The following is a 16059-nucleotide window of genomic DNA, read 5'->3' as shown; positions in this document are numbered from 1 at the left end:
CAGCGCCCGGGGTGCGGGGCCTAGTAACCGGTGAAGGCGTCCGTGCGCACCCGACCGACGCCGATGCCGTGCAACGCAGGCTTCAGCGCGTCCACCATGGCCGGTGGCCCGGAGATGAAGACCTCGCGTGCAGCCAGATCCGGTAGAGCAGCGGCGAGCCGGTCGTGGTCGACGCGCCCCGGGCCGATCGTCGTCCACCCCGAGGGCAGCGGTGCGTCGGCAGCGAGGCCGGCAACCATCACCCGGGTACCCCAGGCCTGGAGTTCGGCCGCGTAGGCGAGCTCCAGCGGATCTGAGACGACGTACACGAGCACGACGTCGCGCCGTTCCCCGCGCAGGTGGAGGCGGGACAGCTGGCTCGCGAACGGTGTGATCCCGATGCCTGCCGCGATGAGGAGCAGCGGCTTGCCGGAGTCCTTCGGGAGGACGAAGTCGCCCCAGACCCCTGTCGCCGCGAGACTCGTCCCGACCGGCATCGAACCGAGCGCCCGCTTGAAGCTGCTCGCGCGCTCCGGGATGCGCATCGCGACACGGACCGTGCCGTCGTCCTCCGGTGGCGAGGCGATGCTGAACACGCGACGCGTCCCACGGACGTCCGCCCCACGGTGTGGCAGCGTGAGCTCGACGTATTGGCCGGCGGCAAAGGGGATGGGCCGCTTCGAGCTGAACCGGTACTCGACGGCGGTTGGGGTGAGGGCTCGGGTGCCCTCGAGTCGCAGATGCAGGCCGCGTCGTCGAGCGACGACGAAGGCAAGCACGTTGCCGATGAGGAGCGCCAGCTCCGGCGTCGACGCGACCTGACCGATCATGAACGGCACCGAGAACAGCACCGCGACCACTGCAGCCTCCCCCAGCTGCTGCCAGCGGCGAGGCGGCAGCGTGAGCGGTTCGGTCAGCATGAAGGAGGCAAGGAACAGGATCGGATACGACACGAGCGGCGTCAGCAGCGCTGCTCCGAGATCCTGACCGCCCACGACCAGTCGGATGGCGACGAGCGCCCAGGACACGACGATGAACAGGAGCGCCATCGTCAGGCGCTTCGTGCGGATGAGGACGAGACCGCCCAGGAGGATCACGCCGGGCAACAGGTACGGGTTCGCGACCCACCACACCGACGGCGAGATCCCCGGGACGACGAGGTAACTCGCGAGGACGCTCATGACGAGGGCCGCGAGCGCAGCGGGGTTGAAGATGTGGCGACCACGGATCGCGAACAGGTATTTCCCCGCCGAGGCAACGAACGCGGCGACGGCGATCCAGGCGAGTTCCGCGGGCTCGATCCCGGGCCAGAGGATGAAGAACAGCAGGAGCGAGGTGATGATCGACGATTCGCTGTGGGGGTGGACGCGGAACAGCGCGCCGAACAGCCGGTTGGAGAGGTACCCGACGACGAGCAGGGTGGCGAGCGTCGCGAGGAGTTCGAGCGGCGTGTAGAAGACCGCACCGACGAGCGACAGGACGAACGCGTAGAGGGCGAGCGTACTGAGGGAGAGTGTCACGAGCCGGTACATGGTGACCCGCCCGAGGACGGTGTCGAAGAAGTAGCCGAGGCGGCCGGTCATGTGCTGTCTGCTTTCTGCGGTGAGGTGCTGCTGGAGGTCGGCACTCTGATCGGAGCGGGTCAGGTGAAGAGTTCGCCGGGGGAAAGCCACGGATCGATCCGCGAGGCCCGAGGTGAACATGCGGACGCTCTGGAACGTGAAAAACTCCGCGAGCGAGGCGTGGTCAGTGAAGAACAGCGCGGTCGCGAGGCCGTCGGCGGTCATCGCCTCCGGCGCGGTGACCCAGCTCGCTGCGACCGCCCTGGTCGGCTCGCCCGTGCGACCGTCGATGACGTGGTGGAGGCCCTCGCCCCAGGAGCGACGGTTCGTCGCTGAGGCGCACAATGCGCCTGCGTCGATCGTCGCGACGCCGATCGCCTTGCGGGGGTCGTAGGGGTGCTCGAGCGCAATCCGGAGCGGTGCGGACTCGCGGGCTCCGTGCTCGTGCCGGATGTCACCCGAGGCGTCGATCGTGAACTCCTCGTGGCCGTGCTCGCGGAGCACCGCGGCGACGAGGTCGACGAGTCGCCCCTTCCCCGCGGCCCCGATGTCGATCACGATCGGCCTGCTCGTCTCCAGGGTCTGGCCGTCCCACTCGGCGACGTCGTCCCAGCGCGGTGCGGCGAGCGCCGGACCGCGCTGGGCGAGGGTGTACGCGGCGTCGTATCCGAGCCGTTCGAGCGAGGCGCCGATGAAGGGCGTCACGGCACCGGCCGTCGCGTCGTGCAGGCGTCGGTAGAGGTCGAACAGGGCGACGGCGTCCTCCCTCGCCTCTGGCGGGAAGGCGGCGCGTGCCGGGCCCTCGGCGAACCGGGCGATGAAGGCGTCGTCCCGGAACCTCGACCAGGTGCGATCGAACGCGTCGATCCGCGCGGCGACCGCAGCAGCCGTGGCCTCGTCGACGCGCAGTGTCGTGTCGATCTGCCAACCGGTCCCGATCGCCTCGAAGCGCAACGTCGTGTCACTCATGGTCGGAGAGCGGGCCGGTTCAGCTGGCGGCTTCGGACTTGATCGTGTCGATGGCGGCGTTGAACCCACCGCTCGTCAGCGAGGAGCCGGCGACCTTCGACACGGAGAGGCTGTCGATGTCCTTGCCGACGACCTCGGCCGCGATCCCCGAGATGAACTCCGCCTGGTATCGCTTGCTGTTGGCGCTCTCGGCGTTCGAGACCACGTCGACCGCCGTCACGACGTCGTCCGCGAGCGTCACGGTGACGGTGACGGACTCGGTGCCGTTCGGGGACTGATAGCTGCCGTCCGCCGTGTAGGAGCCGTCGGCGTAGTCGGTCACGCCGCCCGTCCCCGCGCCCGCGTCGGCGGTCGCGCTCGGTGCGGTCGTGGCCGACGTGCCGGTGGTGGGTGTCGTGGTCGCCGTGCTCTCGGCATCGGCGGCCGAGCAACCGGCGAGCGTCCCGACGAGCGTGAGACCGGTGAGCGCCGCGAACGTGGTCTTCTTGGCGGCTCCTGAGAAGCGGGGCATGTGGATGGTCCCGGGGGTCGTGGTGTTCTTCAGCATCGTTCGTCTCCTCGGACGGTGGGGGACGCCGTCCGGAGACGGCCGGCGCGACATGTTCCCTGCCGCGGTGAACCCAGTGTCGTGAGCCTCTCTATGGGGAAGCTATGAGCGTTCTGGGAGTTACCCCTCTGGTGTCGATGAACGACCGTTCAGCCCAGCACTCCGCGGACCGCGCCTCGGACGGCCTCTGCGACATCGAGCGCGGCGAGCGGGCCGTCGAGTGCCGCCGCAGTCCCGGCTGCGGCGTGGATGAGGACGCCGCTCGCCGCGATCGCTGCCAAGCACGACGGATCGTCCAGCACCCGTTCGGCGTTCGTCGCGACGAGCGCACCGATGATCCCAGCGAGTGCGTCCCCCGTCCCAGCCGTCGCGAGCCACGACGGCCCCCCGGCGACACTGATCGTCGCTCCATCGGGCGAGACGACGTGGGTCGTCGCGCCCTTCAGGACCACGACGATCCCGAGCCTGCTGGCGACGTCCGCTGCGTGGGTGATCGGGTCGGCCATGATCGCATCGCGTTCCGCCGGGCTGCCGAGTCCACTCAGCATCGTCGCGAGCTCACCGACGTGCGGGGTGGCGACGATGAGCCAGGATTCGGCGACTCCGAAGCCGCGCTGGTGGCCCCCCGCAGCGACCCGGCGGAGGGCACCGGCGTCGGCGACGACGGGTTCGGTGCTGCGTAACGCCCCGTCGAGCAGCGCGCTCTCATCGCGGGTGAGCTTGCCCGGATCCATCCCGGAGCCGATGAGCCACGCCTGCACACGCCCCTGCATCGTCACGATCTCCGGGCGTCGTTGCAGCACGAGGTTCGCGGCCCGCTCGGCACCGAGGTAGCGGACCATGCCGACGCCCGTCCGGACGGCCGCCTCGACGCCGATCACCGCAGCGCCCGGGTAGTGTTCCGAGCCCGTCACGACGCCGAGCACCCCGTGCGAGTATTTGTCGGAATCGGTGTCGGGCACCATGATCCAGTCGCGGGCGTCGGCAGGAGTCCAGCGGATCGGTTCAGCCATGCCATCACCCTAGGGCAGCACTCCGGCGCGGCATCCCCGACCAGCCGGTCCCGATCGGCAGCATGGGGTGGGCGGCGAGGGAATCCGCGACGCCCTCGCGACGTTCCCCGACAGCGACGGCCAACGCCGCTTCACACCCCAGAACCGCTCCACGAACCGGAGGCCTTCCGTGCCAGCACTCTTCGATCCGATCACCCTGCGAGGCATCACGATCCGCAACCGACTGTGGATCGCCCCGATGTGCCAGTACAGCGTCAGCGAGGAGGATGGTGTCCCGACGAGCTGGCATCTCATGCATCTCGGGCAGTTCGCCGCCGGCGGCTTCGGGCTGATCCTCTCGGAGGCGACCGCGGTGAGCCCCGAGGGCCGGATCTCCCCGCAGGACACCGGTATCTGGACCGACGGACAACAGGATGCGTGGAAGCCCATCACCGCCTTCATCACCGAACAGGGCGCAGTGCCCGGTATCCAACTCGCGCACGCGGGCCGGAAGGCCTCGACCTGGGCGCCATGGGGCAACGATCAGGCGGGGAGCGTCCCGGACGCGCAGGGCGGCTGGTCGACGGTCGCTCCGTCCGCAGAGGCGTTCCCCGGGTACGCCATGCCCGTGGCGCTCGACCAGCCGGGCATCGACCGCGTCATCGAGGACTTCCGAACGGCGGCCATCCGATCGGTCGAGGCCGGCTTCCAGGTGATCGAACTCCACGCCGCCCACGGCTACCTGCTGCACCAGTTCCTGTCGCCGCTGGTGAACCACCGTGACGACACCTACGGCGGTTCGCTCGAGAACCGCGCGCGGCTCCTCCTCCAGATCGTCGACGCGATCAGGGAGGTCGTTCCGGAGGAGCTGCCGCTCTTCGTGCGCTTCTCGGCGACGGACTGGGCCGACGGCGGCTGGGACGAGCACCAGACGGCGACGGTAGCGAACTGGTGCGCAGAACACGGGGCCGACTTCTTCGACATCTCGACCGGCGGTGCGATCGGTGGCGTCCGCATCCCGCTCTCCCCCGGCTACCAGGTGCCGTTCGCCGCCCAGATCGGCGCAACGGGCGTCGACACCAGCGCGGTCGGTCTCATCACCGACGCCGACCAGGCGGCGGGGATCGTCGCCGACGGCCGCGCCGCGGCCGTCATGGTCGCGCGGGAGGCGCTCCGCGACCCGCACTTCGCCCTGCGTGCCGCCGAGGAGCTCGGCGTCGACATCGAGTGGCCCGGCCAGTACGAGCGGGCGAAGCCGCGTCGCTGACCAGGTCCCTCGACTGACGCCGGCCCGCTCGCTGTCGCGTGCGGGCCGTCGTCGTCCATCAGGTGCTGCGACTCAGCGGCGCCGTGTGGCGTCCTGCACCTCGCCGACGAGTTCCTCGATGATGTCTTCGAGGAACAGGACGCCGGTCGTGGCGCCCTCCTCGTCGAAGACCCGAGCCACGTGCGCACCGGAGCGGCGCATGGTCGTCAGCGCGTCCTCGACGTCGGAACCCTCGAACACCGACACGAGCTGCCGGATGTGCTTCGCGGGGACCGGTCGTTCCTCGTCCCCGCTCCCGTCGAGGTCGTCGTACCGCAGGACGTCCTTGAGGTGCAGGTAGCCGATCGGGACGGCCTCGTCATCGACGATCACGTAGCGGGAGTACCCGTACTTCGCGACCGCCCGCTCGACGTCGGAGGGGGTCGCTTCCTCAGTGAGGGTGATGAGGCTCGCGAGCGGCAGAGCCACGTCGTGCACCTTCTTCTCCGTGAACTCGAACGCTGCCACGAGTGCGCCGGTCGAATCGGTCAGCACACCCTCGCGTGTGGACTGGTCGACGATCGTCGCGACCTCGTCGAGTGTGAACGCGCTCGCAGCCTCGTTCTTCGGCTCCACCTTGAAGAGCCGGAGGACCGCGTTCGCGATCGCGTTGAGCGACCAGATGATCGGCTTGAACACGCGCGCCACGAACACGAGCGGCGGTGCGAGCAGCAGCACGGCGCGATCGGGGATCGAGAACGACAGATTCTTCGGGACCATCTCGCCGAACACCACGTGCAGGTAGGACACCAGCAGTAGCGCGATGATGAAGGCGACCGTGCCGATCGTCTCCTCGGACCAGCCGGTGAGCGCCAGCGGCACCTCGAGCAGGTGGTGGATCGCGGGTTCGGAGACGTTCAGGATGAGCAGCGAGCACACCGTGATGCCGAGCTGGCTCGTCGCGAGCATGAGGGTCGCGTGTTCCATCGCCCACAGCGCCGTCTTCGCGCTCCGGCTGCCCTGTTCCGCAAGCGGTTCGATCTGCGAGCGACGCGCGGAGATGACGGCGAACTCGGCACCGACGAAGAAGGCGTTCGCGATCAGCAGCACCACGAGCCAGGCGATTCCTGCCCAGTCGCTCATGCGTCGTCACCTTCCTCCGGAGTGTTGGGTCTCGGGGTGAACCGGATCCGATCGATGCGTCGGCCGTCGAGGCGCTCGACGCGGAGTGTGCCCGCCTCGAGTTCGAGCTCGTCGCCGCTGACCGCGAGCCGACCGAGCTCGCTCATGACGTAGCCCGCCACCGTCTCGTACGCTCCGTCCTCGGGTACCAGGACGCCAGCGCGCTCGAGGAGTTCGTCTGGGCGGAGGCTGCCCGGGAAGGTCGTCGAGTCACGGCCTCGCACGACGCCCGCACGGGAGCGGTCGTGTTCATCGGCGACCTCGCCCACGAGCTCCTCGACGAGGTCCTCGAGTGTGGTGACGCCGGCCGTTCCGCCGTACTCGTCCACGACGACGGCCATCTGGTAACCGCGCCCGCGCAGCTGTGAGAGGAGCACGTCGAGCTTCATCGTCTCCGGGACGCGGAGCGCTGGAGACTGGAGTGCTGAGACGGGCACCGACCCGCGGCGATCACGCGGGACGGCGATCGCCTGCTTCACGTGGACCACGCCCGTGATGTCGTCGACGTCCTCGTCCGTCACCGGGAACCGGGAGTGCCCGGTCTTCCGAGCGAGCGCGAGGACGGCCTGCGCGGGTTCGTTTCGTTGGATCGAAGCGACCCGCGGGCGCGGCGTCATGACGTCGGAGGCGTCGTGGTTCGAGAACCGCAGTGTCCGGTTGAGGAGCGTCGCCGTGTCCGCCTCGAGGGTTCCCTCGAGGGCCGAGCGACGCACGAGCGAGGAGAGCTCCTCGGCTGTCCGGGCGCCGGACAGTTCTTCCTTCGGCTCGATGCCCATCGACCGCAGGATCCCGTTCGCACTGCCGTTCAACACGACGATCGCCGGCTTGAACACCCACGTGAACGCGGTCTGGAACGGCACGACGAGCTTGGCCGTCTGGCGGGGAAGTGCGAGTGCGAAGTTCTTCGGCACCAGCTCGCCGATGATCATGCTGAGCAGTGTCGCGATGGTGATGGCGACGATCGTCGCGACCACCGCGACGACCGCTTCCGGGACGCCGAGCGAGCCGAGCGGTCCCGCGAGCATCTTCGACAGCGCCGGCTCCATCGTGTAACCGGTCAGGAGCGTCGTCAGCGTGATGCCGAGCTGAGCGCTGGAGAGATGCGTCGAGGTGATCTTCAGCGCCGCGATGGTCATCGTGAGGCGGGTCTCACCCCGGTCGCGGCGGGCTTCGAGGTCCGCGCGGTCGAGGTTGACGAGCGCGAACTCGGAAGCGACGAAGAGGCCGGTGCCGATGGTCAGGACGAGGCCGACGCCGAGCATGATCCACTCAGACATGCCGATCCCGTCCGTGCGTGCCGAGCGATGTCGGGAGGGGGAATCCGGGGGTCAGAGCGCAGCGACTGAAATCGTCGCGATGCGGCGCCGGGTACGGATGGTGGCCGGGTGAATTGTCTGAAGGAGGGTCGTCCATTGTGCGGATGAGTCTATCGGACATCCACCTCTGTGGACCCCGGAATCCTGGGGTTCTTCTCAGCATCCGACGCCCGCGCCCGCCGCTCGGTGGCGCGTGCCGCCTTGCGGCGGACGATCGCGAACCGGAGCCCGATCACGCCGGCGGCCAACGCTGGGACACCGCCCGACACGATCATGCCGACGTGCGGACCGGCGGCTTCGATGAGCCAGCCCATCAGCGGGCCACCGATCGACTGGCCGCCGAGGAGCACGAGGATGTACAACGACATGACGCGGCCACGGATCGCGACGTTCGAGGAGAGCTGCACGAGCGAGTTCGCCGCGGTGATGAAGAGCAGGTTCGCGACGCCTCCGGCGATGAGCAGCAGCGCGAACGGCAGGAGTACGGGCATCGCGCCGGCAGCTGCCTGCAGGATGCCGACCATCGCTGCGGCGACGATCACGATGCGCAGGTCCACTCCCCCGCGCCGGGTCGACGCGAGTGCGCCGGTGAGCGCCCCGACCGCGACGAGTGCGTTGAGGAATCCATAGCCGCTCGCTCCGATGTCGAAGACGTCCGATGCGTAGGCGGCGAGGAGGACCGGCAGGTTGAAGGCGAACACCGACATGAACGCGACCATGATCACGGTCCAGCGGATGGCCGGCTTCCGCATCGCGTACCCGAGGCCCTCCTTCAGCTGGCCCTTCGCCTTCGCGACGATGGGCGTCGGGACGAGCTCGGAGACGCGCATGAGCGCGAGCGTGAGGACGACGCCGCAGCAGGCGACGGCGTTGATGCCGAACGACCACCCGGAACCGACCGCGGTGATGAGGATGCCGCCGACCGCCGGTCCGACGAGCTGGCCGAGCTGGAACACCGCGGAGTTCAGGCTGATCGCGTTCCGCAGTCGGGCCGGACCCACGAGCTCGTTCACGAACACCTGGCGTGCAGGATTGTCGACGACCGTGACGAGGCCGAGCATGAACGCGATGACGTAGATGTGCCAGACCTCGACCGAGCCGCTGAGCGTGAGGATCGATAGCGCGACGGCGAGGACCGCTGCGAGACACTGCGTGATCATCAGGAGCACGCGCTTCGAGTACCGGTCGGCGATGACACCGCCGATGAGCCCGAACAACAGCATGGGTGCGAACTGCATGGCGACGGTGATCCCGACCGCCGCGACGCTGCCGGACAGTTCCAGGACGAGCCAGTCCTGGGCGATGCGCTGCATGCCGATCGCGGTCGTCGCGACGATGTGCCCGATGGTGAAGAGCCGGAAGTTCGGTACCCGCAGGGAGGAGAAGGTGTCCCGCCAGGCTGGACGCTCACCGACGATCGGCATCGGGGCGGTTGGCGGGGGCGGAGCGACGGCGATGTCGGAAGGAGGAGTCACGTGTGTGGCCAGCGTTTCGTATGTCGAGTGCGTGTCGTATGGGTGCGAGCCGTGGTGCGCGAGGCTCACCTCCACGGTATTGCCGTTCCACCCATTTCGGAGCAGGATGATCCCTATCAGTCCTATTCGATTCGTGAATGAATGGATCCCGCATGTTCGACCCGACGCTGCTGCGCACCTTCCTCGCGGTCGCCGAGACCAAGAGCTTCACGCGTGCTGCGGCGCAACTCGGGATCAGTCAGCCGACGGTGAGCCAGCAGATCCGTCGCCTGGAGGACGCCGCGGGCCGTTGGCTCGTCGTCCGGGACACGAGGGCCGTCCGACTCACCGACAACGGCGACGCGATGGCGGGGTTCGCGCGGACGATCCTCGCCGCGCATGCTGCCGCCGAGAGCTACTTCACCGGCTCGGCCATGCGCGGCCGTCTCCGGTTCGGGGCGGCAGACGACCTCGCGATGACGCAGCTGCCGCGCATCCTCAGGCACTTCCGACAGGGGCACCCGCAGGTCAACCTCGAGCTGACCGTCAATCAGAGTGGACCGCTGTACCGACGCTTGAAAGCGGGCGCCCTCGACCTCATCTTCATCAAGATGAACCCTGGGCAGAGCGAAGGCAAGCTCGTGCGCACCGACTCGATGGTGTGGGTCGGTCTCGAGAAGACGACGATCGAGCCCGGCCAACCCGTGCCGCTCATCGCCTACCAGGACCCGAGCCTGTCGCGGCAGCTCGCGATCGACGCGCTGGAGGCCGCCGGCCGCACCTGGCGGATCACCTGCAGCACGCGCGAGGTGAACGGCGTCCTCGCGGCCGTCCGTGCGGGGCTCGGCGTCGCCGTGTTCCCGCGCAGCCTCATCCCGACGGACCTCGTCATGCTGAGCAACCGGCTCGAACTCCCGGACCTCGGCGGCGTCGACTTCACGCTGCTCGCCAATCCGCTCGCGGCCTCGGAGCCGGTCGACGCACTGTCCTCGGCGATCATGGACCGCTCGCTCGCCTGAACCGCCGCCGGACGGTGGTCCGCGACCGGGATGCCGACCGGATCAGACGGAGACGTCGGCGGTCTCGTCAGTGAAGGGTGCCGGGACGAGGTAGGTCTCCCGGACCTCTGCCGATTCGTGCGGACCGCTGCCGTCCGGCGCGGTGAACGGTTCGTCGAACTCGACGATCCACGTGGTCAGCTGCTCGGTCCACACGGAGATGAAGGCCGCGGCGCGCTGGCGGCCAGGAGCGACGATCACGCCGGAGACGCGCTCGCCCGTCGACGGGTCGGACGCGGGGTCCATCAGCACGAGCACCTGCATGCCCACGCCGAGGCCGAGTGGAGACGCGTCCTTGTTCACTGCCATGGCTCCATCATCCCACCGGGACGCCCGCCCGCCTCACCAGGAGACCGGCAGCGCCTTGCCCTCTTCGTACCCCGCCGCCGACTGCACACCGACGATGGCGCGCTCGTGGAAACCGGGCACCGTGTCGGCGCCGGCGTAGGTGAACGACGAGCGGACCCCGGCGGTGATCATGTCGAGGAGGTCCTCGACCGACGGACGGAGGGGATCGATGGTGATGCGCGAGGATGAGATGCCCTCGGCGAAGAGGGTCTTCCTGGCGAGTTCGAACGGATCGAGCCGTCCGAAGCGTTCGTGCACGGCCTTCGTCGACGCCATGCCCCAGCTCTCCTTGTAGATGGAGCCGTCGGCCGCGCGCTGCAGCTCGCCAGGTGCCTCGATGGTCCCGGCGAACCAGGACCCGATCATGACCGACGATGCGCCGGCGGCGAGCGCGAGGGCGACGTCGCGCGGGTAGCGGACCCCGCCGTCCGCCCAGACCCTCGCCCCGAGCGCCCGTGCGGTCTCCGCGGTCTCGAGGACCGCCGAGAACTGCGGACGACCCACGGCGGTCATCATGCGCGTCGTGCACATCGCGCCCGGGCCGACGCCGACCTTGAGGATGTCCGCGCCGGCATCGACGAGGTCCTGCACCGCGACCGCTGACACCACGTTCCCGGCGACGATCGGCAGGCCGAGCCCGAGTGCCCGGACGGCGGCGATGGCGCGGAGCATGCCCTCCTGGTGACCGTGGGCGGTGTCGATGACGAGGACGTCGACCCCTGCCGCAGCGAGGGCGCGGGCCTTGACGCCGACGTCCCCGTTGATCCCGATGGCCGCGGCGACCCGCAGCCTGCCCGCAGCGTCGAGCGCCGGGGTGTAGATCGTCGAGCGGAGGGCGCTGGTGCGACTGAGGGTTCCGACCACCGCTCCGTGGTGCAGCACCGGAGCGAACTCGAGGTCTGCGGCCACCATCAGGTCGAACGCCGCGCGACCGCCGGTGACGTCGTCGGCGTCGATCGAGGCGAGGGCTCCACGGACGAGGTCGCCGAGCCTCGCGTCGGGCAGTGCCGTCGCCAGACGGGCGGCAGGGATGCACCCGGCGTAGGCGCCGGCCTCGTCGTGCAACACGATGCCGTGACCGGCGACCGCGGGGATGAGGCGCAACGCGTCTCCGGCGGTCTGGTCCTCGCGCATGATGAGGGGCGTGTCGAAGGCGACCGGTTGCGCCTTGACCCACCGGATCGCAGCGTCCAGGTCCTGCAGCGGCATGTCCTGGGGCAGCACCCCGAGACCTCCACGGCGGGCGAGCGCCGCCGCCAGGCGAGGACCGGTGACGGAGTTCATGTTCGCGGCGACGATGGGGATCGTCGCCCCCGTGCCGTCGTCCGGGGCGAGGTCGACGTCGAGTCGACTGGTGATACCCGATCGGCTCGGGACGAGGAACACGTCCGAGTAGGTCAGGTCGTGGCTGGGAATCTCACCGATGAACCGCATGAGAACACCGTATCCCGCCCTGCGTCCGAGCCGCATGGAGAGCCGAATGGGTTTAGGCTTGTTCCTTGGATCGTGCGGGCATGTTCCCTGCCTGCAAACAGCAAGAAATCAACGGAGAGAGTGGGCGATCGACGGTGTCGAGCCAGATGACCGGAGTGGGCGCTGATGACGGCGCAACGAACGAATTCGGAGCCAATGAATGGCTCGTCGACGAGATGTATGAGCAGTACCTCGTCGACAAGGATTCGGTTGACCGCTCCTGGTGGCCGATCCTCGAGCACTACCGGCCGGTGAACGGCGCCACCGAGGGAACCACGGGTGGCGCGGCCGGCAGCACGACGACAGCTCCGGCAGCAGCGCAGCCCGAATCCGGCACCCTCGTGAACCCGCCGACCGCCCCGATCCAGGTCATCGGCGCACAGCCGGTGGCCCGCACCACCTCGGTGCAGGCGAAGCCGGCCCCGATTCCGGCCGACGCACCGGTGACGAGCCCGAGCCAGGTGCAGCAGCCCAAGACGTCCGCCGACGAAGCGGAGCCTGAGGCCGTCGACAAGGTGACCGTCCTCAAGGGCATGGCGAAGTCGCTCGCGACCAACATGGACGCAAGCCTCACAGTCCCCACCGCGACGAGCGTGCGCACCATCCCCGCGAAGCTGATGATCGACAACCGCATCGTCATCAACAACCACCTGAAGCGCGCCCGCGGCGGCAAGGTCAGCTTCACCCACCTCATCGGCTGGGCCCTGATCCAGGCGCTGAAGGACTTCCCGAGCCAGAACGTGTACTACGAGGAGGCCGACGGCAAGCCGACGGTCGTCGCGCCGGCGCACGTCAACCTCGGCATCGCGATCGACCTCCCGAAGCCGGACGGTTCGCGGGCGCTCATGGTGCCGGGCATCAAGCGCGCCGACACGCTCACGTTCAACGAGTACCTGTCGGCGTACGAGGACCTCGTCAGCCGCGCTCGCAAGAACAAGCTCACGGGCGCCGACTTCCAGGGCGTCACCGTCTCGCTGACGAACCCCGGTGGCATCGGCACCGTGCACTCGGTGCCGCGCCTCATGAAGGGCCAGGGCTGCATCATCGGCGCCGGCGCCCTCGACTACCCGGCCGAGTTCCAGGGCGCCTCCGAGCGCACCCTGAACGAGCTCGCGATCGGCAAGACGATCACGCTCACGAGCACCTACGACCACCGGGTCATCCAGGGCGCAGGCTCCGGCGAGTTCCTCAAGGTCGTCCATGAGCTCCTCATCGGCAGCCGCAGCTTCTACCAGGACATCTTCTCGGCGCTGCGCATCCCGTACGACCCCATCCACTGGGCGCCCGACATCAGCGTCGACCTGGCCGACGCCGTCGACAAGACGGCCCGCGTGCAGGAACTCATCAACGCGTTCCGGGTGCGCGGACACCTCATGGCGGACATCGATCCGCTCGAGTACGTGCAGCGGTCGCACCCCGACCTCGACATCGCCAGCCACGGCCTGACGTTCTGGGACCTCGACCGCGAGTTCGTGACCGGCGCGTTCGGCACAGCCCGCACCTCGAAGCTCCGCGACATCCTGGGCGTCCTCCGCGATTCCTACTGCCGCACCACGGGCATCGAGTACATGCACATCCAGGACCCTGCCCAGCGCAAGTGGATCCAGAGCAAGGTCGAGCGCAAGTACGAGAAACCCTCGCACGACGAGCAGATGCGCATCCTCGGCAAGCTCAACGAGGCGGAGGCGTTCGAGACCTTCCTGCAGACCAAGTACGTCGGCCAGAAGCGCTTCAGCCTCGAGGGCGGCGAGTCGACGATCGCGCTGCTCGACACGATCCTGCAGGGTGCTTCCGAGGCCCAGCTCGACGAGGTCGCGATCGGCATGGCGCACCGCGGTCGCCTCAACGTGCTCACGAACATCGCCGGCAAGACGTACGGTCAGATCTTCCGCGAGTTCGAGGGCACGCAGGATCCTGCCAGCCACGGCTCGGGTGACGTCAAGTACCACCTGGGCACCGAGGGCACCTTCCGCTCGGAGAACGGTCGCGACCTCCCGGTCTACCTCGCGGCGAACCCTTCACACCTGGAGGCCGTCAACGGCGTGCTGGAAGGCATCGTGCGCGCCAAGCAGGACCGCGGTCCCATCGGAGCCTTCGGCACCCTCCCGATCCTCATCCACGGCGATGCCGCGATGGCCGGTCAGGGCGTCGTACTCGAGACCATGCAGCTCTCGCAGCTGCGCGGCTACCGCACAGGCGGCACCGTCCATGTCGTCATCAACAACCAGGTCGGCTTCACCACGCCTCCGGGCGAGGGCCGCTCGTCGATTTACAACACCGACGTCGCGAAGACGATCCAGGCTCCCATCTTCCACGTGAACGGCGACGACCCCGAGGCCGTCGTGCGTGTCGCCGAACTCGCCTTCGCATACCGCCAGGAGTTCAAGCGCGACGTCGTCATCGATCTCGTCTGCTACCGCCGTCGCGGTCACAACGAGGGCGACGACCCGTCGATGACGCAGCCGCTCATGTACAGCCTGATCGAGGCGAAGCGTTCGGTCCGCAAGCTCTACACCGAGGCACTCGTCGGCCGTGGTGACATCACCGAGGAGGAGTACGAGGCCGCCCACCGCGACTTCCAGGACCGCCTCGAGCGCGCCTTCATGGAGACGCACGCCGAGCAGACCTCGCCGACCCCGGTCATCACCGAGACGGTCGACGAGGACGGGTACGCGGGCGAACTGGAGACCACCGGTGTGTCCGACGGCGTCGTGCAGCTCATCGGCGACGCGTTCAACAACAAGCCCGCCGGCTTCACGGTGCACCCGAAGGTGCAGCAGCTGTTGGAGAAGCGCCTCGACATGAGCCGCAACGGCAACATCGACTGGGGCTTCGGCGAGCTGCTCGCACTCGGCTCCGTCTTGATCGAGGGCACCCCGGTCCGCATGTCCGGCCAGGACTCGCGCCGCGGCACCTTCGTTCAGCGTCACGCCGTCCTCCACGACCGTGTCAACGGCCAGGAATGGCTGCCGCTCGCGAACCTCAGTGACAACCAGGCGCGCTTCTGGATCTACGATTCGCTCCTCAGCGAGTACGCGGTCATGGGCTTCGAGTACGGCTACTCGGTCGAACGCGCCGACGCCCTCGTGCTCTGGGAGGCACAGTTCGGTGACTTCACCAACGGTGCGCAGACGATCATCGACGAGTTCATCTCCTCAGCCGAGCAGAAGTGGTCGCAACGCTCGAGCGTCACGCTGCTGCTCCCGCACGGGTACGAGGGCCAGGGCCCCGACCACTCGTCCGCCAGGATCGAACGGTTCCTGCAGTTGTGCGCCGAGGACAACATGACCGTGGCTCGGCCGTCGACCCCCGCGTCGTACTTCCACCTCCTGCGCCGTCAGGCCTACGCACGTCCGCGTCGTCCACTTGTGGTCTTCACACCGAAGGCGATGTTGCGCCTGCGCGGTGCGACGAGCCCGGTCGCCGACTTCACCTCCGGCCGATTCGAACCGGTGATCGACGATGCCCGCATCACCGACAAGGCTGCCGTCAAGCGCGTGCTGCTGCACTCCGGCAAGATCCACTACGACCTGCTGAGTGAACTGCAGAAGCAGCCGAACGAGCAGATCGCGCTGGTGCGTGTCGAACAGTTCTACCCGGTGCCCGTCGCCGACCTGAACCGCATCGTCGGCGAGTACCCGAACGCCGAGCTGGTGTGGGTGCAGGACGAGCCGGAGAACCAGGGCGCATGGCCGTTCATCTGCCTGGAGACCGCCAAGCACCTCGAGGGTCGCACGATCCGCAACGTCTCGCGGACGGCTTCGGCGTCGCCCGCCACTGGTTCGGCGAAGCGTCACGCTGCCGAGCAGGCCGAGCTGCTGCGCACCGCGCTCACGCTCTAGACCGGTCCGACGACGACGGCCGCCCAGGTCTCCTGGGCGGCCGTCGTCGTCGGTGGTCGAGTCGTCCGGCACCGTGACTCGGGCCGGTCAG

At 68.6% G+C, this 16059-nt stretch carries 11 protein-coding genes; 3 read left to right on the top strand and 8 right to left on the bottom strand.

What is annotated here, in order from left to right:
* Positions 1-20 precede the first annotated feature (20 nt).
* From ABMA10_RS08955 to ABMA10_RS08945, 3 genes are all read right to left on the bottom strand, one after another.
* Entirely contained in the window at positions 21-2510 is a 2490-nt protein-coding gene (locus tag ABMA10_RS08955) for an FAD:protein FMN transferase (protein ID WP_347870411.1), read from the bottom strand.
* Positions 2511-2529: 19 nt separating this feature from the next.
* On the bottom strand, positions 2530-3057 hold the full coding sequence (locus ABMA10_RS08950; RefSeq protein ID WP_347870410.1) for a hypothetical protein: 528 nt from the start codon (positions 3055-3057) through the stop codon (positions 2530-2532).
* Between the two features lie 149 nt (positions 3058-3206).
* A complete protein-coding gene (locus tag ABMA10_RS08945; RefSeq protein ID WP_347870409.1) occupies positions 3207-4070 on the bottom strand; it encodes an ADP-dependent NAD(P)H-hydrate dehydratase in 864 nt (287 codons plus the stop codon).
* A gap of 169 nt (positions 4071-4239) precedes the next feature.
* On the opposite strand from ABMA10_RS08945, the gene ABMA10_RS08940 reads away from it, so the two are divergent.
* Positions 4240-5316, top strand: coding sequence for an NADH:flavin oxidoreductase/NADH oxidase (locus ABMA10_RS08940; RefSeq protein WP_347870408.1), 1077 nt, complete (start codon positions 4240-4242; stop codon positions 5314-5316).
* Positions 5317-5388: 72 nt separating this feature from the next.
* Here ABMA10_RS08940 and ABMA10_RS08935 read toward each other — a convergent pair whose 3' ends face one another.
* The 3 genes from ABMA10_RS08935 to ABMA10_RS08925 form a co-directional block, all read right to left on the bottom strand.
* Positions 5389-6438, bottom strand: a complete 1050-nt coding sequence (locus ABMA10_RS08935) for a hemolysin family protein (RefSeq protein ID WP_347870407.1) — start codon at positions 6436-6438, stop codon at positions 5389-5391.
* A complete protein-coding gene (locus tag ABMA10_RS08930; RefSeq protein WP_347870406.1) occupies positions 6435-7754 on the bottom strand; it encodes a hemolysin family protein in 1320 nt (439 codons plus the stop codon). The genes ABMA10_RS08935 and ABMA10_RS08930 overlap by 4 nt, the downstream gene beginning before the upstream one ends.
* Positions 7755-7903: 149 nt before the next feature.
* A complete protein-coding gene (locus tag ABMA10_RS08925; RefSeq protein ID WP_347870405.1) occupies positions 7904-9268 on the bottom strand; it encodes an MFS transporter in 1365 nt (454 codons plus the stop codon).
* 152 nt (positions 9269-9420) lie between these two features.
* Between ABMA10_RS08925 and ABMA10_RS08920 the strand changes: the two genes are divergently transcribed.
* Complete coding sequence (locus ABMA10_RS08920) at positions 9421-10266, top strand: LysR substrate-binding domain-containing protein (protein ID WP_347870404.1); 846 nt, start codon at positions 9421-9423, stop codon at positions 10264-10266.
* Between the two features lie 42 nt (positions 10267-10308).
* On the opposite strand, the gene ABMA10_RS08915 is transcribed toward ABMA10_RS08920, so the two are convergent.
* A complete protein-coding gene (locus ABMA10_RS08915) occupies positions 10309-10614 on the bottom strand; it encodes a hypothetical protein (protein ID WP_347870403.1) in 306 nt (101 codons plus the stop codon).
* Between the two features lie 33 nt (positions 10615-10647).
* Positions 10648-12087, bottom strand: coding sequence for a GuaB1 family IMP dehydrogenase-related protein (locus ABMA10_RS08910; RefSeq protein WP_347870402.1), 1440 nt, complete (start codon positions 12085-12087; stop codon positions 10648-10650).
* A 134-nt stretch (positions 12088-12221) separates the two neighbouring features.
* Between ABMA10_RS08910 and ABMA10_RS08905 the strand changes: the two genes are divergently transcribed.
* On the top strand, positions 12222-15968 hold the full coding sequence (locus ABMA10_RS08905) for a multifunctional oxoglutarate decarboxylase/oxoglutarate dehydrogenase thiamine pyrophosphate-binding subunit/dihydrolipoyllysine-residue succinyltransferase subunit (protein WP_347870401.1): 3747 nt from the start codon (positions 12222-12224) through the stop codon (positions 15966-15968).
* Positions 15969-16059 lie beyond the last annotated feature (91 nt).

Origin of the sequence: Plantibacter sp. RU18 (assembly GCF_050613355.1) — a bacterium.
GTDB lineage: Bacteria > Actinomycetota > Actinomycetes > Actinomycetales > Microbacteriaceae > Plantibacter.
Note: the sequence above shows the minus strand (reverse complement) of the source record. Positions and strands in the feature narration are given on the sequence as shown.

Coding starts and splice junctions, on each gene's coding strand:
- ABMA10_RS08955 (WP_347870411.1), bottom strand. CDS start 2,510: ATGAGTGACACGACGTTGCGCTTCGAGGCGATCGGGACCGGTTGGCAG.
- ABMA10_RS08950 (WP_347870410.1), bottom strand. CDS start 3,057: ATGCTGAAGAACACCACGACCCCCGGGACCATCCACATGCCCCGCTTC.
- ABMA10_RS08945 (WP_347870409.1), bottom strand. CDS start 4,070: ATGGCTGAACCGATCCGCTGGACTCCTGCCGACGCCCGCGACTGGATC.
- ABMA10_RS08935 (WP_347870407.1), bottom strand. CDS start 6,438: ATGAGCGACTGGGCAGGAATCGCCTGGCTCGTGGTGCTGCTGATCGCG.
- ABMA10_RS08930 (WP_347870406.1), bottom strand. CDS start 7,754: ATGTCTGAGTGGATCATGCTCGGCGTCGGCCTCGTCCTGACCATCGGC.
- ABMA10_RS08920 (WP_347870404.1), top strand. CDS start 9,421: ATGTTCGACCCGACGCTGCTGCGCACCTTCCTCGCGGTCGCCGAGACC.
- ABMA10_RS08915 (WP_347870403.1), bottom strand. CDS start 10,614: ATGGCAGTGAACAAGGACGCGTCTCCACTCGGCCTCGGCGTGGGCATG.
- ABMA10_RS08910 (WP_347870402.1), bottom strand. CDS start 12,087: ATGCGGTTCATCGGTGAGATTCCCAGCCACGACCTGACCTACTCGGAC.